Genomic DNA, 21,140 nt, shown 5'->3' with positions numbered 1-21,140 from the left:
CGCCTGGACCCTGACCATGCCGCAGGCAGAGGCCGATTCGCGTCCGGCGGCTCAGGCGCGCCTTGAGCCCCTGTCCTTCGGGGATCTCGATTCCTGGAAGGACGACGATCACGCGGCCGCCTTCAGGGCTTTTCTCCGCTCCTGCCGCGCGCTCGATGCGAGCGCCGCAGAATTGCGGCCGGCCCAGGCTCCCGAGCGCGATCTCCTCGCCGTCTGCCGGACGGCCCTGAAGAGCCCCGCTCTGCCTCGTGACGAGGCGCGACGGTTTTTCGAAACGCATTTCACGCCCTTCGCAGTCGTGCCTCCGGCCGGCAACGGCTTTCTCACCGGTTACTACGAGCCCGAGTTCCAGGGCTCGCGCACGCCCGATTCGCGCTACACGGTTCCCCTGCTGGCGCGACCCGACGACCTCGTCACGATTCCGCAGGGCGAAACCCTGCCCGGAATCGACAAAGGCCTCCAGGCCGCACGGCGCACGGGACAAGGCTATGAGCCCTATCCCGACCGCGCCGCGATCGAGGACGGTGCGCTCGGACCGCTCGCTAGGCCGGTCGTCTACCTGCGCGAGCCGGGCGAGGCGTTCATCATTCACGTGCAGGGCTCGTCCCGCATCCGCCTCACCGACGGGTCGGTCATGCGCGTCGCCTATGCGGGCCGCAACGGACGCCCCTATACCTCCATCGGCCGTGTGCTGGTGCAGCGGGGCGAGATGGATCTCGAATCCATGACGCTCGCCAAACTCATGGGCTGGCTGAAGGACCATCCCGGCCCCGCCCGGGAGCTGATGCGGCAGAACCATTCCTATATCTTCTTTCGCGAGGCCGATGAGCTGGCGCCGGAGGACGGCCCCATCGGCGGAGCGGGCTTTCCGCTGGTGCCGGGCCGCAGCCTCGCGGTGGACCGTCAGCTCTGGACCTATGGCCTGCCCTTCTGGCTGGAAGGCGACCTTCCCCTCACGCTCGAACGATCGGAGCCCCTGCGGCGGCTCATGATTGCGCAAGATACGGGCTCGGCGATCGTCGGTCCCGCGCGGGGCGATTTCTTTTTCGGCAGCGGCGAGGAGGCGGGCATCCGCGCGGGTCTGCTGCGCCATGCCGTGCGCTTCGTGGTGCTCAAGCCCAAAGCCCGATGAAAACCTCCTCATGACCAAGCGCCGCAGGACACGTCAGCTCAGCTCGGAAGAGCGGCGGCTCTGGTCGCACGTGGCCCGTCACGTCACGCCCATGAAGGGCAAGGCGCTGCCGCCGGAGCCCGAGCCGGAAGAGGAGATGTCGACCGCCCCCGCGCCGAAGGTTCCGCTGGCGCCTCCGGCTCCCCTGCCCCCGCTTCCGTCCGGGCCGAAGCAGCCTTCCCTTCCGCCGCTGGCTCCCGTCGAGCGCAAGACCCTCGTCGCCCTGCGCCGCGGCCGTAAGGATGTGGACAGCGTCATCGATCTCCACGGCATGCGTCAGGAGGAGGCGCATTTCGCCCTCGTCAGCTTCCTGCACCGGGCCCAGAACTCGGGATGCGGGCTCGTGCTCGTCATCACCGGCAAGGGTGGCGCCGCTTCGGGAGCGACGATGGCCGAGGAACGCGGAATCCTGCGCCGCATGGTCCCCCATTGGCTTCGTCTGGCCGAGCTGAGATCTCTTGTGATCGGTTTCGAGGAAGCCTCTCCCCAACACGGCGGTTCCGGTGCACTCTATGTCAGGCTCCGCCGCAGGCGGAGTGCGGGATGATCACATGACCCCCTTTGGCCAACGGGTGCGGCAGCTGCGCCGCGAACGCGGATTGATGTTGAAGGACATGGCGGCCCATCTGGGCGTGTCGAGCGCCTATCTCTCGGCCCTGGAGCGCGGCGAGCGCGGCAAGCCCACCTGGGCTCTGATTCAAGGCGTGCTGCAGTATTTCCACATCATCTGGGACGAGGCGGATGAGCTGACCCGGCTCGCCGATCTCTCCGATCCGAGGGTGAAGATCGACACCGCCGGGGCCGATTCCAGGGCGACCCTGCTGGCCAATCGCCTCGCCCGCGAAATCCGCGCCCTCACCGAGGGCGACCTCGAGGACATGCTCGCCATTCTCGACCATGCGCAGGACCGCGAGCGGCGCGCTCCGGTGCCGATCCAGGCCGTGCAGGACGCCGTTTAGGGCTCGAGCATCGGACGTGAAAAGCGGATTTGCACTTTTGGGATCGATCCGATGCCCGCTCCTTGGATGAGCGCATCGTTCTGGCGAAAAACCGGGCCCACTTTTTCGCACGATGCGCTCGGAGCCTTGACCCCCGGGGCGCCGGATGCCAAAGCGCCCTTGATTTCCTCCAACATCGTGGTTGTCCATGTCCCAGACCCGCATCGACGTGCTTACGCTCGGCAACGCCATCGTTGACGTGCTCGCCCATACCGACGAAGCGTTCCTGATCGAGAAGAAGGTGCACAAGGGCGCCATGCAGCTCATCGACGAGGGCCGCGCCGAAGAGCTCTATCGCGACATGGGACCCGCCATCATCGTGTCGGGCGGTTCAGGCGCCAACACGGCGGCGGGCGCCGCCGCCCTCGGCGTCAAGGCGGGGTTCATCGGCAAGGTGAAGAACGACGAGACCGGCAAGCTCTTCGCGCACGATCTGAGGGCCATCGACGTCCATTACGACGTGACGCCCGCCGAGGACGGCCCGGCGACCGCGCGCAGCTTCATCCTGGTGACGCCGGACGGCGAGCGCACCATGAACACCTATCTCGGCGCCTGCCAGAACCTCACCCCGGACGACGTGAAGCCCGACACCGTGCGGGCGGCCAGCATCGTCTATCTCGAAGGCTATCTCTGGGATCCGCCGGCCGCGAAGGAAGCCTTCCGCAAGGCGGTGGGAATCGCCCATGAGGCGGGCAACAAGGTGGCCCTGACCCTCTCCGACGCCTTCTGCGTCGACCGCTACCGCGACGAGTTCCTCGGCCTCATGCGCGACGGCAGCCTGGACATTCTCTTCGCCAACATTCACGAGCTGCAGAGCCTCTACGGCACCTCCTCGCCCGAGAGCGCGCTGGCCGCCCTGCGGGAGGAGAACCTGCTCGGGGTCATCACCCGCTCGGAACACGGCGCGATGGTGGTGAGCCGGGGCGAGACGCTCGCCGTTCCCGCCTTCCCGGTCGAGCGCGTGGTCGACACCACCGGCGCGGGCGATCTCTTCGCCTCAGGCTTTCTCGCCGGGCTCGTGCAGAACCTGAACCTGACCGATTGCGCCCGTCTCGGCGGCCTGGCGGCCGCGGAAATCATCAGCCATCTCGGCGCGCGCCCGCAGGCGAACCTGCGTGAGCTCGCGCAGCAGGAAGGGCTGTTGGGGTAAGGTCGATCGTCCTGCGTCATGCCCGGACCTGATCCGGGCATGACGATGATAAGTCTCACCCGCCCGTTCGCCCGAACCAGAGCCCGAACAGGGCCGCGAGGGAAACGAGCGCCAGGAATCCGTTGAAGATCACCAGCATGGGCGGCGGAAGGCGCCGCACATCCGGATGCGGCGGCTGCGATCCGGTGAATAGCTGACGCCACACGGCCGCCGCGAAGCAGAAGGCGCTGAACAGCACCAGCACGGAGCCGGTCGAGACGATCATCCATCCCGGCACCACTCCTTCCAGGAGCTTCTGGGCGCCGATCCCCGAGGCGAGCGCGGCCAAGCCCGTGCGCACCCAGGCCGCATAGGTGCGCTCGGCCGCGAAGACGGTGCGGTTGGCCGCCAGCTCCGTGCGCCGGTCGGCGCTGTCCTTGAGCTGAACGCTGGCCTTGGCCGTGGTTTTCGCGGCGACCTGGGTCTGTTCGGCGGCCTCCTGCGTGTTCTCGGCCGCTTCCTGGGTCTGCGCAGCCGCCTCCCTGGCGTGCTCGGCGCTGCGCCTGAGCTTGTCCTCGACCGGTGGCGTCACCATGGCTCCTCCATACAACGGAGGGACAACGCTCAAGATTGCGAAAGGGTCAGCCGTGATGCGCTCCTCGAGGAGGGAGCATCGGATCGATCCCAAAAGTGGAATCCACTTTTCACGTCCGATCCTCTAAGCCATTCGGCAATCGTGGCCGGCATCTTCGGAACGGCCAGGCTCACGGCGTCTTTGCCCTGGACCTCAAATTTCCAGGCCCGTTTTCCTGGTCCGTTTTCCAGGTCCGTTCGCGGGATCCTACAGCCTTCTCAGCGCCACGGTTTCGATCCGGTGGCTCGCGCCCTTTTTCAGGATCAGGCTGGCGCGCTGGCGGGTCGGCACGATGTTGTCGCGCAGGTTCAGGAGGTTGATGCGGTTCCAGAGCCCGTCGGCGACGGAGATGGCATCCGTCTCCGAAAGCTCCGCGTAGCGGCGGAAATAGGACAGCGGGTCGCGGAAGGCCGTGTGGCGTAGCCTCAGGAAGCGGTTCACGTACCAGCGGTGCAGGTCGTCCTCTTCCGCGTCGATATAGACGGAGAAGTCGAAGAAATCCGACACGAAGGGAATGGCGGTGCCGTCCTTCGGCAGGCGCGCGGGCTGGAGCACGTTGAGGCCTTCGACGATCAGGATGTCCGGCCGGTCGACATTCGTTTCCTCGCCCGGCACCACGTCATAGACGAGGTGCGAATAGAGCGGCGCCTTCACGTTGCGCTTGCCCGCCTTGATGTCGGCCAGGAAGCGCAGGAGCTTGCCGGTATCGTAGCTCTCCGGAAAACCTTTCCGCTCCATCAGGTCGAGCCGGGTCAGCTCGGCGTTGGGGAGCAGGAAGCCGTCCGTGGTGATGAGATCCACCTTCGGGGTGTTGGGCCAGCGGGCGAGAAGCGCCTTCAGCACGCGCGCCGTCGTGGATTTGCCCACCGCCACCGAGCCCGCGACGCCGATGATGTAGGGCACCTTTTCCTCCTGCTCGGCGAGCAGGAAGCGCTGGGTGGCCCTGAACAGGCCCTGCGTCGCCGCCACATAGAGCGACAGCAGGCGCGAGAGCGGCAGGTAGATCGCCGCCACCTCGTCGAGGGAGATCGGATCGTTCAGGGATTGCAGCTGCAGCACCTCGTCGGCGGTCAGCGTCATGGGCGCGTCGGCGCGCAGCTTCGCCCATTCCTCCCGCGTGAACGTGCGGTAGGGCGAGAGGCCGTCATCGGCCTGAGGCGAAATCATGTTGGGCTGATCCATGCGAGCCCCCTGCTGTGACCTCGTGACGGCGGGTCACGATTTGCGCGCAGCCTTCTCGGCGAGCCCCGATTGCGCGGTACGGCGCTCCAATTCTGCCAGAACGTCACTTAGCGGAATATGAGCGCCCTGCAACACGACCAAAAGATGATACAGAACATCCGCCGCCTCGGCGGTGAGATTCTGCCGGTCGCCCTGAACGGCGGCAATGGCGGCCTCCACGGCCTCCTCGCCGAGCTTCTTGGCCGCCTTGGCCGGTCCATCCGCGAGCAGCTTGGCCGTATAGGATTCGGATGCGGGCGCGGCGGCGCGCTGGGCCACGATGCGGGCGAGGTCGTCGAGGCTGAAGCTCGTCATGGGTTCTTTCCGTTCGCTCAAGCCGCACTCTTCGCGGGTTCGTCGAGCCGCATCTTGAGGCCCTTTTCGGCCATGTAGCTTTTTGCTTCCGAGATCGTGTGCGTGCCGAAGTGGAAGATCGAGGCCGCGAGAACGGCGCTGGCATGCCCCTTCTCGACCCCGTCGACCAGGTGGTCGAGATTGCCCACACCCCCGGAGGCGATGACCGGGACCGAGACCGCATCGGCGATAGCCCGCACGAGGGCGAGATCGTAGCCGCCCTTGGTGCCGTCCCGGTCCATGGAGGTCACCAGAAGCTCCCCTGCCCCGAGTTCGGTCACCTGCCTGGCGAACGCGATCGCATCGATGCCCGTCGCGTTGCGCCCGCCATGGGTGAAGATCTCCCAGCGCGGCTCCTCGCCCTCACCTGAAACCTTCTTGGCGTCGATGGCGACGACGATGCATTGCGCGCCGAACTTTTCAGCAGCCTCGCGCACGAACTCGGGATTCTTCACGGCGGCGGTGTTGATCGAGACCTTGTCGGCACCGGCGAGCAGAAGCTTGCGGATATCCTCCACCGTGCGCACCCCACCGCCGACGGTGAGCGGCATGAAGCAGGCTTCCGCCGCGCGCTGCACCACGTCGAGCAGGATGCCGCGCGCCTCGTGGCTCGCGGTGATGTCGAGGAAGCAGAGTTCGTCCGCGCCCGCCGCGTCATAGGCCTTCGCGGCTTCCACCGGATCGCCCGCATCGACGAGATCGACGAACTGCACGCCCTTCACGACGCGCCCGTCCTTCACATCGAGACAGGGAATGAGACGTATCTTGAGCATCAGGCATTGTCCTTGCGGGCGGAGCGCAGCAGCGCCAGTGCTTCGTCCGGGTCGATGCGCCCGTCGTAGAGCGCGCGGCCGGAAATGGCGCCATCGAGCACGGCGCAATCGGGCTGCGTGAGGCGCTCGATATCGGCCATGGAGGCCAACCCGCCCGAGGCGATGACCGGAATCGAGACCGCGCGGGCAAGCCCCAGCGTCATTGGGAAGTTGAGACCTTTCAGAATGCCGTCGCGGGCGATGTCCGTGTAGATGATCGCGGCGACGCCGGCGTCCTCGAAACGGCGGCCGAGCTCTTCCGCCGACAGGGTCGAGGTCTGTGCCCAGCCTTCCACCGCCACCAGGCCGTCCTTCGCGTCGATGCCCACCGCGATCTTGCCGGGATGGAGCCGAGCGGCTTCCCGCACGAAGGCGGGATCGCGCACGGCCGCCGTGCCGATGATCACGCGGGTGACGCCCTTGGTGAGCCAGCCCTCGACGGTCTTCATGTCGCGAATGCCGCCGCCGAGCTGCACGGGGATTTTCACGCGCTTGAGGATTTCCTCGACGGCGGACGCATTCATCGGCTTGCCCGCGAAGGCGCCGTCGAGATCGACCACGTGCAGCCATTCGAAGCCCTGGCGTTCGAACGTGGCGGCCTGATCGGCGGGATCGTCGTTGAAGATCGTGGCCTGATCCATGTCACCCTGGATCAGGCGAACGCAGCGGCCTTCCTTCAGGTCGATTGCGGGATAAAGGATCACAGGCGCCACCTCAGGAAATTGGCGATGAGCTTCAGGCCGAGCGCCTGGCTCTTCTCAGGATGAAACTGGGTTCCGGCGATGTTGTCGCGTCCGACGATGGCGGTGACCGGCCCGCCGTAATCTGTGGTGGCGACCACGTCGGACGGATCGCTCGGCGAGAGCGCATAGGAATGCACGAAATAGGCGTGCAGCCCGTTCGGCCCCGTCGGAATGCCGTCCAGCAGCGGATGCGGCCTGGCCAGTTCGAGCGTATTCCAGCCCATATGCGGGATCTTGAGCGCGGGATCCTTCGGCGTGAGCGCCTTCACGTCGCCGTGGATCCAGTCGAGCCCGTCGCTCGTGGTGTGCTCGAGGCCCCGCGTCGCCATGAGCTGCATGCCCACGCAGATGCCCAGGAAGGGACGGCCCTCCTCCCGGACGACGCGCTGGAGCACCTCCACCATGCCGGGCACGGAATCGAGGCCTCGACGGCAATCGGCGAAGGCGCCGACACCCGGCAGCACGATCCGGTCGGCCTTTGCGACGAGGGTCGGGTCGGACGTCACGGCAATGGTCCGGTCGAGACCTGCCTCGCGGGCCGCGCGCTCGAAAGCCTTCGCGGCGGAGTGCAGGTTGCCCGAGCCGTAATCGATGATGGCGACGCTCACCGGGGACGCTCCGCATCAGGGAAGAGACCGATCACGGGATCGGGCCTCTTGAGGGTGGATGGAACCGGCCCGGGGGCCGGATTGCGGGTGGGGATCGGCGCGGGGCGCTGCGCGAGCCAGCGGGCACAGGCCTTGGCGTCCGCTTCGTCGCTGTCCGCGGCCGTGACCACGTCGGCCAGCCTGTAGCCACGGCGCGAGAGCGTCCAGCGTCTGAGGCTGTTCGCCTCGAGGCCGATCAGCACCTGGAGGAGCAGCGTCGCCACGGTGCCGGCCGCGGGATGGACGTCGAGCAGCTCCAGGAGACCGCCGAACGCGAGAATGAGCACGAGCACGGCAAGACCGGCGAGCCAGAGCCGGTGGAAGAAGAACCAGAGGAACGTGAAGAAGAAGGCGCCCCAGGAGAACGCATCCTTCACGAGCTCCGCCTCCTCCAAAGCAGCCGGATCACCCGGCCGCGCATCGCCCGGAAGGTGCAGGGTATAGGTGGTCATGGCGTCGTTCCCTCAAGCCTGCCGGTAAGCCGACGATATCTGCCGGACAGGATGTCTCTTTCGCTTCGAACCTGCAGCACTTTTCAGTCGCATCGTTCCACGCAAAACCGCTTCGCACTTTTGCGCCCGATGCTGTCAGTCGACGGTCTTGAGCATCTTTTCACGCAAAACCGGGTCCCACTTTTCACGTTCGATGCTCTAGAGCGTGCCCTTGGTAGAGGGAACGCGCCCCTCCTCCCTCGGATCCGCGGCGACCGCATGACGCAAGGCCCGCGCCAGACCCTTGAAGCAGCTCTCGGCGATATGGTGGCTGTTCTCCCCGTAGAGGGTCTCCACATGGAGGGTCAGGCCGGCCTGCACGGCGAAGGCCTGGAAGAACTCGCGCACCAGCTCGGTGTCGAAGACGCCGATCTTCTCGGTCGGAAAGGCGGTGCGGAAGACCAGGAACGGGCGGCCGGAGATGTCGAGGGCGACCCTGGTCAGCGTCTCGTCCATCGGCAGATGGATGTCCGCATAGCGGGTGATGCCCTTCTTGTCGCCGAGCGCCTTGAGGATGGCCTGGCCCAGGGCGATGCCGGTGTCCTCCGTCGTATGATGCTGATCCACATGCAGGTCGCCCGTCACCTTCACGGTCAGGTCGAACAGACCGTGGCGGGCAAAGAGTTCCAGCATATGGTCGAGAAAGCCGACCCCCGTGGAGATCTCGGCCTTGCCGGTGCCGTCGAGGGCAATCGACACGGCCACATCGGTCTCGGCGGTGCGACGGCTGACGCTCGCGGAGCGCATCATGAAAATCCTTTGCGGAGATTGAGACGAGGCCTTCTACCAAGACCGCGCGGGAAACGCTACCCGCGTTGCTTTTGGCCGCCGAGTGATTAAGTCAGGGGAAACGCTTCCCCTCCCCGTCCGCTGGAGTTCGCCTCGTGTCCGAAGACGCCGCCCCCCGCAGCATGCATGCCACCACGATCCTCATGGTCCGCAAAGGCGGCCGCGTCGTCATCGGCGGCGACGGGCAGGTCAGCCTGGGGCAGACCATCGTGAAGGGCAACGCGCGAAAGGTGCGCCGCCTGTCCAAGGGCGGGGTCATCGGCGGCTTTGCCGGTTCGACGGCGGACGCCTTCACGCTCTTCGAGCGGCTGGAGGCCAAGCTCGAGCAATATCCCGGCCAGCTCACCCGCGCCTGCGTGGAGCTCACCAAGGACTGGCGCACGGACCGGTATCTGCGCCGGCTCGAGGCCATGATGCTGGTCGCCGACAAGGAGGTGGGCCTGCTGCTCTCCGGCGCGGGCGACGTGCTGGAGCCGGAAAACGGCATCGCGGCCATCGGGTCGGGCGGCAATTACGCGCTCGCCGCCGCGCGGGCGCTGGCCGATTCCGGCATGGATGCGGAAGCCATCGTCCGCCGCTCCCTCGCGATCGCGGCCGAGATCTGCGTCTATACGAACTCGAACATCGTCATCGAAACGCTGGATGAAACCTGATCGCCCGACATCCGGGCCCGTCCCGGCCCGACAGACGCGGATCCCCGGCCCAGTTCCGGGAAAGACGACATTTTGCTGAGCCAAGACATCTCATGACCACATTCTCCCCCCGTGAAATCGTTTCCGAACTCGACCGCTACATCGTCGGCCAGAACGACGCGAAGCGCGCCGTCGCCATCGCGCTGCGCAACCGCTGGCGGCGTCAGCAGCTCGATGGCCAACTGCGCGAGGAGGTCGCCCCGAAGAACATCCTGATGATCGGCCCCACGGGCTGCGGCAAGACCGAGATCTCGCGCCGCCTCGCCAAGCTCGCCAATGCGCCCTTCATGAAGGTCGAGGCGACGAAATTCACGGAGGTGGGCTATGTGGGCCGCGACGTCGAGCAGATCGTGCGCGACCTCGTGGAGATCGGCATCGGCCTCGTGAAGGAGGAACGCCGCCGCCAGGTGCAGGCGAAGGCCCACATCGCCGCGGAAGAGCGCGTGCTCGACGCGCTCGTGGGTTCGACCGCCAGCGCCGCGACGCGCGATGCGTTCCGCAAGAAGCTGCGCAACAACGAGCTCGACGACAAGGAAATCGAAATCGAGCTGCAGCAGTCGGGGAGCGGCGGCATGCCCATGTTCGAGATCCCCGGCATGCCGGGCGCATCCGTCGGCGCGATCAATCTCTCCGACATGTTCGGCAAGGCCTTCGGCGGCCAGCGCAAGACGCGCCGCACCACGGTGCAGGAAGCCTATGAGCCACTGGTCACGGAAGAGGCCGACAAGCTTCTCGACCAGGACGCCATCGTGCAGGAGGCCCTGCGCCAGGTGGAGAACAACGGCATCGTCTTCCTCGACGAGATCGACAAGATCTGCGCCCGCGAGGGCCGCTCCGGCGCGGACGTGTCGCGCGAGGGCGTGCAGCGCGATCTGCTGCCGCTCATCGAAGGCACGACCGTCTCGACGAAATACGGGCCCGTGAAGACCGACCACATCCTCTTCATCGCGTCCGGCGCGTTCCATGTCTCGAAACCGTCGGACCTGCTGCCGGAATTGCAGGGCCGCCTGCCGATCCGCGTGGAGCTCTCCCCGCTCACCGTCGAGGATTTCAAGCGGATCCTCACCGAGACGGAGGCGAGCCTCATCAAGCAATCGGTCGCGCTCCTGCATACGGAAGGCGTGGAGCTGGTGTTCACCGACGACGCCATCGACGCGCTGGCTCAAGTGGCCGTCGAGGTGAACAACACCGTGGAGAATATCGGCGCACGCCGTCTGCAGACGGTGCTGGAGCGGGTGCTCGACGACGTGTCCTTCACGGCGCCCGATCGATCGGGCGAGACGGTGACCATCGATGCCGCTTATGTGCGCGGCGAGGTGGAGACGCTGGCCAAGAACACGGATCTCAGCCGGTTCATCCTCTGACCGTTCTGCCGGCGTCGGGGCTCGGAGGGCCGCCCTCCGAGCCCCGACGCCTCCGCGTGCATTCACCTCCACCCGATTCGCACCTCCACCCGATTCGGCTTTCGAGCGTTACGAGATCTCATTCGTAGGAAAGAGCTCACGTTTCTGCGAGGGCCGTTAGTCAAAAATACCGCATCGGGGAACGACCTCCTGCCTGAGGCGTTCGCTCCACAACAGGAGATGATTGGAAGGAGTTTCCCCATGCGAAAGATGCTCATGGCCCTGGCCGCGACGGCAGCTCTCGGCACGGTCGGGTTCACGGCGCCAGCTTCGGCCCAGACCGCTCCCGTGAACGAACTCGTCACGGCGATTCAGAACGGTAAGGTGCAGGCCGATTACGTGCAGCATCGCCGTCATTATTCAGGCCGCAACTACCATGCTGGTCGCCGCTACGTGGGCAACCGCTATTATGCGCCCGGCCGCTACTATGGCCGTCCCTATTACGGGAACCGTTACGGCTATTATCGCCGCAACAACGGCAACGCCCTCGCGGCCGGCGCTCTGGGTCTTGCGACCGGCGCCATCATCGGCGGCGCGATCGCCCAGTCGCAGGCTGCTCCGGTCTATGGCGGCAACGTCCAGTCCTACTGCGCTCAGCGCTTCAAGTCCTACGACCCGGCATCGGGCACCTATCTGGGGTACGACGGCCGTCGTCACTCCTGCCCGTAAGGCACAGAGACGAAGCGCCCGATCGAAGCCGTCAGTCAGGCGAGCCCCTCGATGCGATCCGTCATCGAGGGGCTCTTCTTTCATTCCTCTTTCATATGGAGACCGGCCACGCGTCATATGACGTAGATGTCCGAAGCGGCGAGGCTCGCCTTGTTCGTGAGACAGACGATGAGCTGCTTGGCGGCCGCGCCCGTGCCGTCCGGATCGTAGTAGAGATAGCCCTTGGCCTTGTCGTAGATCAGGTGATCGCCGGCGTCCTTGGCATGCGTGCCGAGCACGAACTTGGAACTGCTCAGGTGACCCGCCGGTCCCAGCTTGGACATGTATTTGTTGTCGATCTTCAAATACGAATCGACACTTCTGTTGAAGTCCGTGATCTTGTCATAAGAGGCGCTGCCCGGCCGGTGGTTCTTGAACACGAAGATGTCGGCGCCCGAGCCGCCGGTGAGGACGTCATGGCCGCTTCCGCCGTCCAGGATGTCGTTGCCGGAACTGCCGTTCAGGCTGTCGTTTCCGGCGTTCCCCGTCAACGTGTTGCGCGCTGCGTTCCCGGTGATTCGATCGTTTCCGCTCCCGCCGACGGCATTCTCGATCAGCGAACGCGCATCGCCCTGGTACAACCGCGCATTGGCGACGTTGCCGAGGGCAGGGCGGTACGCAGTGTTCCGATCCAGATCCGCTACCTGTGCCGCGCTGAAGGTGGAGAATGCGCCCGGCTGAAGATTGACCGTCAGGTTGGTCCCGTAGGCGGACAGGTCGTAGGTGTCGGTTCCGTTGCCGTCCCAGACCGTCATGAAGATCTTGTTGGCCAGGGGCGTTCCCCAGCTGACTCCGTTGACGGTGAACTGGCCCGTGGACGGGCTCCAGCGATAGGTGGTGTTGCCCGCATTGGCGTCGAAGTTGGCGCCGTACATGTATTGGAGAGCGGCGATGTCGTCCTGCATGTAGGTGGTCGGATTGTCGCTTCCCAGGTTGCCCTGGACGAAATCCGTCTGCGCCCCGGTATAGCTCCGGTACGTCATGAGGGAGTAGTTCCAGTTGTCCTCGGACGGCGACAGGAAAACGGGGTCGTCCGGATTTTCCGCATGCCCATGCTGCAGGCCCAAGGCATGGCCGAACTCATGAAAGACGGTCGCGTAGCCCCAGTTGCCGAGGTCGGGCGTCAGGTATGTCGCTCCCCCCTGGGGATTCATCCAGATGTCTCCGTCCTGGGCGGTCCCGCTCGGGAAATAGGCCCAGGCCGTGGACGGCACGCCGGACATGGCGAACCGGATATGGGCCAATTCGTTCGGCGCGCCTTCGGCAAAGGTCAGATTGGTGTAGAGCCCGACATAGATGGCCGCGTCCCTGAGGGCGAATTGCTGGGCCACGTTGACGGAACCGAAGCCGTTCGTGTTCTCGCCGCGGGCGTAGTTGATCCCGTAGCCGTTGGGATCCGTCGGGAAGGCGAATGTAAGATTGGTCTGGTCCCATGCGAATCCCGACAGAAGGGCGTCGATGGACCTCACTCCGCTGAAGGCGACATTCCGGGACACGATAACCTCACCGTTGAATTGAAGGTAAGGTTATCATAGTTCGCGCGGGCGCAAAGCTGCGTGTGCGCCCGCACATGGGTGTATCCCGGAGTCCTACTTCGCCGCGATGACGGCGATTTCGACCTTGAACTGCGGACCGGCGAGCTTCGCCTCGACGGTGGCGCGGGCAGGGCTGTTGCCGGGAGAGACCCATGCATCCCACACGGCGTTCATTTCCTGGAACGTGGCCATGTCGGTCAGCCAGATGTTGGTCATCAGAATCTTCGACTTGTCGGTGCCGGCCTCGGCCAGCAGCTTGTCGATGATCGTGAGGATTTCCCGCGTCTGCTCGGTGACGCTCTGGCCCGCGGCCTGGTTGGCGACCTGGCCCGCGAGATAGACCGTGTTGCCGTGAACGACGGCGCCGCTCATGCGGGGGCCGGGATTGATGCGCTGAATCGTCATGGTGAGCCTCTTTCCAGTCGTTGAACCTGCTCTTTTGGCCGTTCAGGGGCGCAGCGTAAAGGGCCCGATGCAAACTTCCGGGAAGCGGCGCGCTCGTTAACGTGAGGGAACCGGGCAGCCCAGCGGTCGTTCACTGCAATCCTGTGCTGCGTATCCGAACCACCGACCCGAACGAGGTGCATCATGTCCAGGAGACTCATCGCCGGCCTGACCGTTGCCGCGGCCCTGACCGGTTCGTCCTACGCCCTGGCCCAGGACAGGGCCGATCATGCCTTCCTCACGAAGGCGATCGAGGGCAATCTCGCGGAGGTGGCCGTGGGCAAGCTCGCCCAGGAGAAGGGCAACAGCGACGGCGTCAAGAATTTCGGGCATCAGCTCGAGACGGACCATTCCGCCGCCAACCAGAAGGCGATGTCGGTCGCCAACACACTGAAGATGACGCCTCCCACCGAACCCACCAAGGCACAGAGGGAGACCTATCAGAAACTCTCCAAGCTCTCGGGCGCCGCCTTCGACCGCGAGTTCGTCAAGGACATGGTGACGGACCACAAGAAGGACGTCGCGGAGTACGAAAGGGAAGCCAAGCGGCAGAACGATCCCGTCGCTTCCTACGCCAACGAGACCCTTCCGACGCTGAAGAACCATCTGCAGACGGCCGAATCCCTTTCGACGGCGAAAACGCAGTAGGGCAGGGCCATTTCAGTAGAGCGTCGTCTTCTGCCGCTCGGGCAGGGCTTTGTCGTAGGCCTCGCCGTCGAAGCGGTCGGCGCTCAACGATGCCAGAATCCGGCCGGCGCTCGGAAGCGCGCTGCGCGTCACATGCCTTTCCGGATTCCACAGCTCCGAGCGCAGGATGGCCCGCGCACACTGGAAGTAGATCGTCTCGACCGTGATCTCGATCACGGATTTCGGCGCCTTGTCGTCGACCGTGAAGCTTTCGAGCAGGGCAGGGTCGACGGAAATCGTCGCGCGCCCGTTGACGCGGATCGTCTCGCCGATTCCGGGAATGAGAAAAAGCAGCGCCACCTGCGGATCGCGCACGATGTTGCGAAGCGAATCGAGGCGGTTGTTGCCGCGCCGGTCCGGCAGCAGGAGCGTCCTGTCGTCCTTGATCCGCACGAAACCCGGCCCGTCGCCGCGCGGCGAGCAGTCGAGGCCTTCCGGCCCGCGCGTGGCGAGAGCCACGAAGGGCGCAGCCTCGATGAAGGCGCGATAGTCAGGGACGATGCGGTCGGCCTCCTTCAGGAGGGAGGCCTCGCCGGGCTGGCCGTAGAGCGCCTCGAGTTCGGCGATGCTGGAGATCGTAGCCGGCATGAACCGCCTCTCCTCATGACGAATGGTATCAAGGCTTAGCCTTGCTGCGCCTTGGCCGCAACGGGGGGATGCGTCGTGCCTCCTTGTGCCTCGAAAGGCGGTGTGGAAGAGCTTGCAGGCCAAGGAACCCTGCCATGACCTCTGAGACGATCGCCCTCGACGCCAAGCGTCCGCCCTATATGGGCTATGCCATGGCGGCCATCGGCGCGGCCTTGTTCGCCTCCAAGGGGATTCTCATCAAGCTCGCCTATGCGCAAGGAATCGACGCGGAAACGACTCTCGCCCTGCGCATGATCCTGGCTCTGCCGTTCTATGTGGTCATCGGCCTCCATGCCGTAAGAGGCATGAAGGCCAAGGGCGTGCCCATGCCGGACACGACACTGATGCTGCGCATGATCGGCGTCGGGCTCATCGGCTATTGGACCTCGAGCTATCTCGACTTCAAGGGCCTCGAATACATCTCGGCGCATTTCGAGCGGCTGATCCTGTTCACTTATCCGCTCTTCGTGGTTCTGTTCGGTGCGGCCTTCTTTCGTCAGCCCATCAGGCTCAAGGCGCTTCTGGCCTTCGCCGTCAGCTATGCCGGACTGGCGCTGCTCTTCGTGCAGAACATGGCGGCTTCCGGATCCGCCACGACGACGGGCACCCTCTACGTGCTCGCCGCCGCGGTCACCTTCGCGCTCTATCAGCTTCTCGCCAAGCCCCTGATCATGAAGATCGGTCCGCAACTCTTCACCTGCATCGCCATGGGGGCGGCCGGCAGCGCGGTCATTCTCCAGTTTCTTGCGACGCATCCCGTCGAGACCATTCTGGTCTCTCCCTCCCTGTGGGGTTTAAGTCTCGCGCTGGCCTTCGGCGCGACGGTACTGCCGTCGTTCTTCTTGAGCGCCGCGCTCAAGCAGATCTCCGCCCAGGCCAACGCCACCATCGGTATGCTCAGTCCCGTTGTCACCATCGTGCTCGCCATGGCCGTGCTCGGCGATACCGTCGGCGGTTCCGAATGGCTGGGCGCCGCGCTCGTGATCCTCGGAATCGGCTGGTTCACCCTGTCCGAGCGCAAAGCGTGACGATCCGCGCATCGTTTTGAAGGAACCGCCCGGTTCCCGCTCTTCACAGTACACGACAGTCTGGTGGTGGACGGTGCGATCTGGTGGAGTAGCGGATTCTTCGCCAAAAGGATCCTGCTATGCCGATCTGTCTTCGCACCGCCCTGATGCGGACTTTAGCGCCGCACCTGGGTCTGAGCCAATCCCGTCTGGAAACCGCCTGCCTGTTTCTGGTCGCGCTGATCCAGGGCCGCACGGTCAACCTGACCCATGTCGCCAGCCAGTTTCCCGGACCGGCCCGCTATGCCTCGAAATACCGTCGCCTGCAACGCTTCTTCCAGGTTGTGCGCTTCGACCAAACGGTGGTGGCCGCCCTGGTGGTCCGCATGCTCAACCTGTCGCGGCCGAAATGCCTGGCGCTCGACCGCACGCACTGGAAGATCGGCCGCCGCGACATCAACATCCTGGTGCTGGCCATCGTCACGCGCCGCTTCCGGGTGCCGCTGCTGTGGAGCGTTCTCACCCATCCGGGCAACAGCACCAGCGCCCAGCGCATGGCCCTGATGCGGCGCTATCTGGCCCGGTTTGGGCCCGACACCATCGAGCTGCTGCTGGCCGACCGTGAGTTCATCGGGGCCGACTGGATCAAGTTCCTGATCGACCACGACATTCCGTTCGCCATCCGGGTCAAGGAGGACTTGCGCCTGGCGCTCGCCGACCGGCAGCTGTGGTCGATCCGGACCCTGTTGCGCACCAAGCGCGCACGCCACCTCATCCACACCGTCGACGTGTTCCTGCCCGACCACCCGACCCCGCTGCGGCTCGCCGCCCGCCGGATCAAAAGCGGCCAATGGCTCGTCGTGCTGACCAACCGCACCGATCCGCGCCGGGCGTTGCAGACCTATCGCCGGCGCTGGGCGATCGAATGCCTGTTTGCCGAGGCCAAGACGCGCGGCTTCAACCTGGAGGATACGCACCTGGCCGATCCGGGCAAGATCGAAACCTTGACCGCCCTTCTGGCGCTCACCATCACCTGGGTTTACGCCACCGCGTCGCGCACCATGGGGCTCAAGGCCATCCCACGAAAAGTCCATGGCCGGCGCGCGAAGTCATGGTTCCGCACCGGCCTCGATACCCTCAGGCAGGCGCTCTTCAACACCCCTCACATCGCCGCAAACGCATGGACGGCAAAATGTCCGATCAGGCTCAAAGCAACATGAGTCGTGTACTGTGCCCGCTCTTGCGTCCGATGCCGTAAGCCTCTGTTTTCGAGCATCTTTTCACGCAAAACCGGATCCCACTTTTGCGCCCGATGCTCTCCTTGCTTGAGCATCTTTTCACGCAAAACCGGTTCCCACTTTTGCGTTCGATGCTCTAGGCATTCCCGATCAGAACGCCGGCCGCGAAAACCAGCGCGCCGCCGAGCACCACCTGGAAGGCGGCGCGCAGGAAGGGCGTCTCCATGTAGCGGTTCTGGATGAACGCGATGGCCCAGAGCTCCACGAACACCACGGCGGCCGCGATCGACGTCGCGGTCCAGAAATGCGGAATGAGATAGGGCAGGGCGTGGCCGAGGCCGCCGATGGCGGTCATGATCCCCGAAGCGAAGCCCCGCTTGACCGGCGAGCCGCGCCCGGAGAGCTTGCCGTCGTCGTGGGCCGCTTCCGTGAAGCCCATGGAGATGCCCGCGCCGACCGAGGCCGAGAGGCCGACGAGAAAGGTCTGCCAGGTATCCTGAGTGGCGAAGGCCGCCGCGAAGATCGGCGCGAGGGTCGAGACCGACCCGTCCATGAGGCCGGCGAGACCGGGCTGCACGAAGGTGAGGATGAATTGCCGCCGCTCGGTCCGGCCCTCCTCCTCCCGCACCGATTCGGGCGTGTAGGCGAGGCCGAGCCGGCGGGCGAGGGATTCGTGATTCTGCTCCGCCGCCGCCAGGTCCCCGAGGAGCTTGCGTGTGGAAGCATCCCGGGTGCGCTTGGCCGCTTCCACATAGAAGCGGTGGGCCTGGGCCTCCATGTCTTCCGCTGCGGCACGCACCTTGTCGATGCCGAGCGGACGCACCAGCCAGTCGGGCTTGCGTTCGTAATAGCCGCGGACATGCTCGCGGCGGATCAGCGGAATGGTCTCGCCGAAACGGCGCCGATGCAGCTCGATCAGAGCCGCGCGGTGGTTGTCCTCCTCGGCGGCCATCTCCTCGAAGACCTTGGCCGATTGGGGAAAGGCGACGCCGAGGCCGTCCGCATAGGACCGGTAGATGCGCGCATCGTCCTCTTCGGACGAGATGGCGAGGGCGAGAATTTCCTGTTCGGTGAGCGAGTCGAAGGGGCGGCGGCCGAAACCGAAGAGGCGTGACAGCATGACGGGACCTTGTTTAGAACAATTCTAAATAATACCACGCTCCCGGAACGTCAATTCCGCCGGCCCTCCCCAGACGGATCGCCGGGCGATCGGCACCGGCGCATCGCGGCCCTTCGGGGCCGCGCCGGACGATGCGCTCACCTCAGAAGGGAGCATCGGAGGAAATCCCAAAAGGGGGTCCCATTTTTTGGTGCGATGCTCTCGCCGAAGATTCGCGATCCCGGACAAGAAAAAGGCGCGGTCGAAGCCGCGCCTTTTCGTTCTCGATGGACCGGAGGCTGTTACTCGCCGGCGTTCGCGGCCTTCTGGTCGCGCTGGGCCTTTTCGGCTTCGCGCTCGGCCTTGAGCTGCTCGGTGATGTCCTCGCCGGTCTCCTGGTTGACCACCTTCATGGAGAGGCGGACCTTGCCGCGCTCGTCCATGCCGAGGAACTTCACCTTCACCTTGTCGCCTTCCTTGACGACGTCCGTCACCTTGCCGACGCGGTTCTTGGCGAGCTCCGAGATGTGCACGAGGCCGTCGCGGGAACCGAAGAAGTTCACGAACGCGCCGAACTCCATCACCTTCACGACCGTGCCGTCGTAGATCACGCCGACTTCCGGCTCCGCCACGATGGAGCGGATCCAGTTGTAGGCTGCCTTGATCGACTTGCCGTCGGCCGAGGCGATCTTGATGAGACCGTCGTCGTTGATGTCGATCTTCGCACCGGTCTTCTCCACGATCTCGCGGATGACCTTGCCGCCCGAACCGATGACTTCGCGGATCTTGTCGACCGGAATCTGCATCGTCTCGATGCGCGGCGCATGCTCGCCGAGCTCGGCGCGCGGCGCGGTCAGCGCCTTGTTCATCTCGTCGAGGATGTGAGCGCGGCCTTCCTTGGCCTGGCTCAGCGCAACGCGCATGATCTCCTCGGTGATGCCGGCGATCTTGATGTCCATCTGGAGCGAGGTGATGCCCTGATCGGTGCCCGCCACCTTGAAGTCCATGTCGCCGAGGTGATCCTCGTCGCCGAGGATGTCGGACAGAACCGCGAAGCGCTCACCTTCGAGGATGAGGCCCATGGCGATGCCCGCCACCGGACGGCGCAGCGGCACGCCCGCATCCATGAGCGCCAGCGAGGAACCGCAGACGGTGGCCATGGAGGAGGAGCCGTTCGATTCCGTGATCTCCGACACGACGCGGATCGTGTAGGGGAACTCGTGGGACGCCGGCAGCATCGGGTGAATGGCGCGCCAGGCGAGCTTGCCGTGGCCGATTTCGCGGCGGCCGGGCGAGCCCATGCGGCCGGTCTCGCCGACGGAATAGGGCGGGAAGTTGTAGTGCAGCAGGAAGGTTTCCTTGCGGGTGCCTTCGAGCTCGTCGATGAACTGCTCGTCCTCGCCGGTGCCGAGCGTCGTCACGACGAGCGCCTGCGTCTCGCCGCGGGTGAAGACCGCCGAACCGTGGGCGCGGGGCAGGATGCCCACTTCCGACAGGATCGGGCGAACGGTCGTGAGATCGCGGCCGTCGATGCGCTTGCCCTCGTCGAGGATGTTCCAGCGCACGATCTTGGCCTGGACCTCCTTGAAGACGGACTTGACCTTCTCAGGGTCGAACTTGGCTTCGCCTTCGGCCGGGCAGAGCGCGTCCATGACGCGTGCCTTCACGGCGTCGACGGCCGCGTAGCGGTCCTGCTTCCGGGTGATCTTGTAGGCCTCGCGCAGGTCCTTCTCGGCGATGTCGAGGACGGCCTTCTCGAGCTCCGACAGATCGGCGGGCTGGAAGTCGCGCGGCTCCTTGGCGGCCTTCTCGGCGAGGCGGATGATGGCCTCGATCACCGGCTGGAAGTGCTTGTGGCCGAACATCACGGCGCCGAGCATCACGTCCTCGGCCAGTTCCTTCGCCTCGGACTCGACCATGAGGACCGCGTCGGTGGTACCGGCGACCACGAGATCGAGCGAGGTCTGATCCATCTCCTGGAGAGGCGGATTCAGCTTGTACTGGCCGTTGATGTAGCCGACGCGGGCCGCGCCCACCGGGCCCATGAAGGGGACGCCCGAGAGGGTCAGGGCGGCCGAGGCGGCCACCATGGCGACCACGTCGGGATCGTTCTCGAGATCGTGCGAGAGCACGGTCACGATCACCTGGGTGTCGTTCTTGTATCCGTTGACGAAGAGGGGACGGATCGGACGGTCGATGAGGCGGGAGACGAGGGTCTCCTTCTCGGTCGGACGGCCTTCGCGCTTGAAGTAGCCGCCCGGGATGCGGCCGGCCGCATAGGCGCGCTCCTGGTAGTTCACCGTGAGCGGGAAGAAGTCGAAACCGGCCTTCGGCTCCTTGGCCGAGACGACGGTGGCGAGCACGGTGGTCTCGCCGTAAGTGGCGACCACGGCGCCATCGGCCTGACGGGCCATGTGGCCGGTTTCGAGCGTGAGCTTGCGCCCGCCCCAGATCAGTTCTTCGCGTTGAATATCGAACATGTTTCGTCTTTCATGACAGCAGGAGCGGGGGCTCGATGCCATGAGCAAGACGGCAAGAGGCTCGTGAAGCGGGAAGTCCCGCTCCTCCAAGCCTCTGGCGATCCTGCCATGGTCATCGCGTCATCCGTCTCCTCAAAGGGACGCCGGGACTTGTCTGAAGCCTCGCCAGCGCCGGAGCGAAAGGTCGAATGATCTCATCCGATCCGTTCGTGGGTCCCGGAGGTGATCGTC

The 21,140-nt window shown here is 65.2% G+C and carries 24 protein-coding genes; 10 read left to right on the top strand and 14 right to left on the bottom strand.

Going from position 1 to position 21,140, the window contains the following annotated elements; translation table 11 throughout:
* Positions 1-16: 16 nt before the first annotated feature.
* The 3 genes from RE429_RS01120 to RE429_RS01110 are packed head-to-tail and all read left to right on the top strand — an operon-like array spanning position 17 to position 2,130.
* Positions 17-1,132, top strand: a complete 1,116-nt coding sequence (locus RE429_RS01120; RefSeq protein WP_414472570.1) for a murein transglycosylase A — start codon at positions 17-19, stop codon at positions 1,130-1,132.
* 10 nt (positions 1,133-1,142) lie between these two features.
* Positions 1,143-1,718 carry a Smr/MutS family protein gene (locus RE429_RS01115; RefSeq protein ID WP_414472569.1) on the top strand — a complete coding sequence of 192 codons (576 nt, stop codon included), beginning with the start codon at positions 1,143-1,145 and terminating at the stop codon, positions 1,716-1,718.
* 4 nt (positions 1,719-1,722) lie between these two features.
* On the top strand, positions 1,723-2,130 hold the full coding sequence (locus RE429_RS01110; protein WP_370435615.1) for a helix-turn-helix domain-containing protein: 408 nt from the start codon (positions 1,723-1,725) through the stop codon (positions 2,128-2,130).
* Here RE429_RS01110 and RE429_RS01105 read toward each other — a convergent pair.
* Positions 2,127-2,306, bottom strand: coding sequence for a hypothetical protein (locus RE429_RS01105; RefSeq protein WP_414472568.1), 180 nt, complete (start codon positions 2,304-2,306; stop codon positions 2,127-2,129). The two genes, RE429_RS01110 and RE429_RS01105, sit on opposite strands and share 4 nt — an antisense overlap.
* Before the next feature lie 11 nt (positions 2,307-2,317).
* On the opposite strand from RE429_RS01105, the gene RE429_RS01100 reads away from it, so the two are divergent.
* Positions 2,318-3,319, top strand: coding sequence for an adenosine kinase (locus tag RE429_RS01100; protein WP_414472567.1), 1,002 nt, complete (start codon positions 2,318-2,320; stop codon positions 3,317-3,319).
* 55 nt (positions 3,320-3,374) lie between these two features.
* On the opposite strand, the gene RE429_RS01095 is transcribed toward RE429_RS01100, so the two are convergent.
* From RE429_RS01095 to hisB, 8 genes are all read right to left on the bottom strand, one after another.
* On the bottom strand, positions 3,375-3,893 hold the full coding sequence (locus RE429_RS01095; RefSeq protein ID WP_414472566.1) for a YidH family protein: 519 nt from the start codon (positions 3,891-3,893) through the stop codon (positions 3,375-3,377).
* A 246-nt stretch (positions 3,894-4,139) separates the two neighbouring features.
* On the bottom strand, positions 4,140-5,114 hold the full coding sequence (coaA, locus tag RE429_RS01090) for a type I pantothenate kinase (protein ID WP_414472565.1): 975 nt from the start codon (positions 5,112-5,114) through the stop codon (positions 4,140-4,142).
* A 33-nt stretch (positions 5,115-5,147) separates the two neighbouring features.
* Positions 5,148-5,468: a phosphoribosyl-ATP diphosphatase gene (locus tag RE429_RS01085; RefSeq protein ID WP_414472564.1), complete on the bottom strand. Its 321-nt coding sequence runs from the start codon at positions 5,466-5,468 to the stop codon at positions 5,148-5,150.
* 17 nt (positions 5,469-5,485) lie between these two features.
* Positions 5,486-6,280: an imidazole glycerol phosphate synthase subunit HisF gene (gene hisF, locus RE429_RS01080; protein ID WP_414472563.1), complete on the bottom strand. Its 795-nt coding sequence runs from the start codon at positions 6,278-6,280 to the stop codon at positions 5,486-5,488.
* Complete coding sequence (hisA, locus tag RE429_RS01075) at positions 6,280-7,032, bottom strand: 1-(5-phosphoribosyl)-5-[(5-phosphoribosylamino)methylideneamino]imidazole-4-carboxamide isomerase (protein ID WP_414472562.1); 753 nt, start codon at positions 7,030-7,032, stop codon at positions 6,280-6,282. Before hisA ends, hisF begins: the two co-directional genes overlap by 1 nt.
* Positions 7,020-7,670 (bottom strand): imidazole glycerol phosphate synthase subunit HisH, encoded by a 651-nt coding sequence (hisH, locus tag RE429_RS01070; protein WP_414472561.1) that lies wholly within the window; start codon positions 7,668-7,670, stop codon positions 7,020-7,022. Before hisH ends, hisA begins: the two co-directional genes overlap by 13 nt.
* Positions 7,667-8,161 (bottom strand): DUF2628 domain-containing protein, encoded by a 495-nt coding sequence (locus RE429_RS01065; RefSeq protein ID WP_414472560.1) that lies wholly within the window; start codon positions 8,159-8,161, stop codon positions 7,667-7,669. The genes hisH and RE429_RS01065 overlap by 4 nt, the downstream gene beginning before the upstream one ends.
* A 198-nt stretch (positions 8,162-8,359) precedes the next feature.
* Positions 8,360-8,947 (bottom strand): imidazoleglycerol-phosphate dehydratase HisB, encoded by a 588-nt coding sequence (gene hisB / locus RE429_RS01060; protein ID WP_414474271.1) that lies wholly within the window; start codon positions 8,945-8,947, stop codon positions 8,360-8,362.
* Positions 8,948-9,111: 164 nt separating this feature from the next.
* On the opposite strand from hisB, the gene hslV reads away from it, so the two are divergent.
* The 3 genes from hslV to RE429_RS01045 all read left to right on the top strand — a co-directional run bounded on the left by hslV (position 9,112) and on the right by RE429_RS01045 (position 11,753).
* Entirely contained in the window at positions 9,112-9,642 is a 531-nt protein-coding gene (gene hslV / locus RE429_RS01055) for an ATP-dependent protease subunit HslV (RefSeq protein ID WP_414474270.1), read from the top strand.
* 92 nt (positions 9,643-9,734) lie between these two features.
* Positions 9,735-11,045 (top strand): ATP-dependent protease ATPase subunit HslU, encoded by a 1,311-nt coding sequence (gene hslU, locus RE429_RS01050; protein WP_414472559.1) that lies wholly within the window; start codon positions 9,735-9,737, stop codon positions 11,043-11,045.
* 240 nt (positions 11,046-11,285) lie between these two features.
* On the top strand, positions 11,286-11,753 hold the full coding sequence (locus tag RE429_RS01045; RefSeq protein ID WP_414472558.1) for a BA14K family protein: 468 nt from the start codon (positions 11,286-11,288) through the stop codon (positions 11,751-11,753).
* A 113-nt stretch (positions 11,754-11,866) separates the two neighbouring features.
* On the opposite strand, the gene RE429_RS01040 is transcribed toward RE429_RS01045, so the two are convergent.
* On the bottom strand, positions 11,867-13,288 hold the full coding sequence (locus RE429_RS01040) for a M10 family metallopeptidase (protein ID WP_414472557.1): 1,422 nt from the start codon (positions 13,286-13,288) through the stop codon (positions 11,867-11,869).
* Positions 13,289-13,381: 93 nt separating this feature from the next.
* Complete coding sequence (locus tag RE429_RS01035; protein WP_414472556.1) at positions 13,382-13,732, bottom strand: RidA family protein; 351 nt, start codon at positions 13,730-13,732, stop codon at positions 13,382-13,384.
* A 183-nt stretch (positions 13,733-13,915) separates the two neighbouring features.
* Here RE429_RS01035 and RE429_RS01030 point away from each other — a divergent pair, with 183 nt between their 5' ends.
* Positions 13,916-14,419, top strand: a complete 504-nt coding sequence (locus RE429_RS01030; protein ID WP_414472555.1) for a DUF4142 domain-containing protein — start codon at positions 13,916-13,918, stop codon at positions 14,417-14,419.
* A gap of 12 nt (positions 14,420-14,431) precedes the next feature.
* Here RE429_RS01030 and RE429_RS01025 read toward each other — a convergent pair whose 3' ends face one another.
* The gene (locus RE429_RS01025) at positions 14,432-15,046 is read right to left on the bottom strand and encodes a pyridoxamine 5'-phosphate oxidase family protein (RefSeq protein ID WP_414472554.1); all 615 of its coding nucleotides are present in this window, start codon (positions 15,044-15,046) and stop codon (positions 14,432-14,434) included.
* Positions 15,047-15,180: 134 nt separating this feature from the next.
* On the opposite strand from RE429_RS01025, the gene RE429_RS01020 reads away from it, so the two are divergent.
* Positions 15,181-16,113, top strand: coding sequence for a DMT family transporter (locus RE429_RS01020; protein WP_414472553.1), 933 nt, complete (start codon positions 15,181-15,183; stop codon positions 16,111-16,113).
* 119 nt (positions 16,114-16,232) lie between these two features.
* Positions 16,233-17,312, top strand: coding sequence for an IS4 family transposase (locus RE429_RS01015; RefSeq protein ID WP_414470626.1), 1,080 nt, complete (start codon positions 16,233-16,235; stop codon positions 17,310-17,312).
* A 154-nt stretch (positions 17,313-17,466) separates the two neighbouring features.
* On the opposite strand, the gene mbfA is transcribed toward RE429_RS01015, so the two are convergent.
* Together mbfA and pnp are read right to left on the bottom strand one after the other, a co-directional pair.
* Complete coding sequence (gene mbfA, locus RE429_RS01010; RefSeq protein WP_414472552.1) at positions 17,467-18,450, bottom strand: iron exporter MbfA; 984 nt, start codon at positions 18,448-18,450, stop codon at positions 17,467-17,469.
* A gap of 281 nt (positions 18,451-18,731) precedes the next feature.
* Positions 18,732-20,909, bottom strand: coding sequence for a polyribonucleotide nucleotidyltransferase (gene pnp / locus RE429_RS01005; RefSeq protein WP_414472551.1), 2,178 nt, complete (start codon positions 20,907-20,909; stop codon positions 18,732-18,734).
* Positions 20,910-21,140: the final 231 nt, after the last annotated feature.

The organism is Microvirga sp. M2 (assembly GCF_047497095.1).
In the GTDB taxonomy this organism is placed as follows: Bacteria; Pseudomonadota; Alphaproteobacteria; order Rhizobiales; family Beijerinckiaceae; genus Microvirga.
Note: the sequence above shows the minus strand (reverse complement) of the source record. Positions and strands in the feature narration are given on the sequence as shown.

Excerpts from the sequence above, each read along its gene's own strand:
- RE429_RS01115 (WP_414472569.1), top strand. The coding sequence starts at position 1,143 with ATGACCAAGCGCCGCAGGACACGTCAGCTCAGCTCGGAAGAGCGGCGG.
- RE429_RS01045 (WP_414472558.1), top strand. The coding sequence starts at position 11,286 with ATGCGAAAGATGCTCATGGCCCTGGCCGCGACGGCAGCTCTCGGCACG.
- RE429_RS01035 (WP_414472556.1), bottom strand. The coding sequence starts at position 13,732 with ATGACGATTCAGCGCATCAATCCCGGCCCCCGCATGAGCGGCGCCGTC.
- RE429_RS01020 (WP_414472553.1), top strand. The coding sequence starts at position 15,181 with ATGACCTCTGAGACGATCGCCCTCGACGCCAAGCGTCCGCCCTATATG.
- RE429_RS01015 (WP_414470626.1), top strand. The coding sequence starts at position 16,233 with ATGCCGATCTGTCTTCGCACCGCCCTGATGCGGACTTTAGCGCCGCAC.
- RE429_RS01095 (WP_414472566.1), bottom strand. The coding sequence starts at position 3,893 with ATGGTGACGCCACCGGTCGAGGACAAGCTCAGGCGCAGCGCCGAGCAC.
- RE429_RS01120 (WP_414472570.1), top strand. The coding sequence starts at position 17 with ATGCCGCAGGCAGAGGCCGATTCGCGTCCGGCGGCTCAGGCGCGCCTT.
- RE429_RS01065 (WP_414472560.1), bottom strand. The coding sequence starts at position 8,161 with ATGACCACCTATACCCTGCACCTTCCGGGCGATGCGCGGCCGGGTGAT.
- hslV (WP_414474270.1), top strand. The coding sequence starts at position 9,112 with ATGCATGCCACCACGATCCTCATGGTCCGCAAAGGCGGCCGCGTCGTC.
- coaA (WP_414472565.1), bottom strand. The coding sequence starts at position 5,114 with ATGGATCAGCCCAACATGATTTCGCCTCAGGCCGATGACGGCCTCTCG.
- hisB (WP_414474271.1), bottom strand. The coding sequence starts at position 8,947 with ATGCGCTCCGCGAGCGTCAGCCGTCGCACCGCCGAGACCGATGTGGCC.
- RE429_RS01100 (WP_414472567.1), top strand. The coding sequence starts at position 2,318 with ATGTCCCAGACCCGCATCGACGTGCTTACGCTCGGCAACGCCATCGTT.
- RE429_RS01030 (WP_414472555.1), top strand. The coding sequence starts at position 13,916 with ATGTCCAGGAGACTCATCGCCGGCCTGACCGTTGCCGCGGCCCTGACC.
- RE429_RS01085 (WP_414472564.1), bottom strand. The coding sequence starts at position 5,468 with ATGACGAGCTTCAGCCTCGACGACCTCGCCCGCATCGTGGCCCAGCGC.
- mbfA (WP_414472552.1), bottom strand. The coding sequence starts at position 18,450 with ATGCTGTCACGCCTCTTCGGTTTCGGCCGCCGCCCCTTCGACTCGCTC.
- pnp (WP_414472551.1), bottom strand. The coding sequence starts at position 20,909 with ATGTTCGATATTCAACGCGAAGAACTGATCTGGGGCGGGCGCAAGCTC.
- RE429_RS01025 (WP_414472554.1), bottom strand. The coding sequence starts at position 15,046 with ATGCCGGCTACGATCTCCAGCATCGCCGAACTCGAGGCGCTCTACGGC.
- hslU (WP_414472559.1), top strand. The coding sequence starts at position 9,735 with ATGACCACATTCTCCCCCCGTGAAATCGTTTCCGAACTCGACCGCTAC.
- RE429_RS01105 (WP_414472568.1), bottom strand. The coding sequence starts at position 2,306 with ATGTTGGAGGAAATCAAGGGCGCTTTGGCATCCGGCGCCCCGGGGGTC.
- RE429_RS01110 (WP_370435615.1), top strand. The coding sequence starts at position 1,723 with ATGACCCCCTTTGGCCAACGGGTGCGGCAGCTGCGCCGCGAACGCGGA.
- hisF (WP_414472563.1), bottom strand. The coding sequence starts at position 6,280 with ATGCTCAAGATACGTCTCATTCCCTGTCTCGATGTGAAGGACGGGCGC.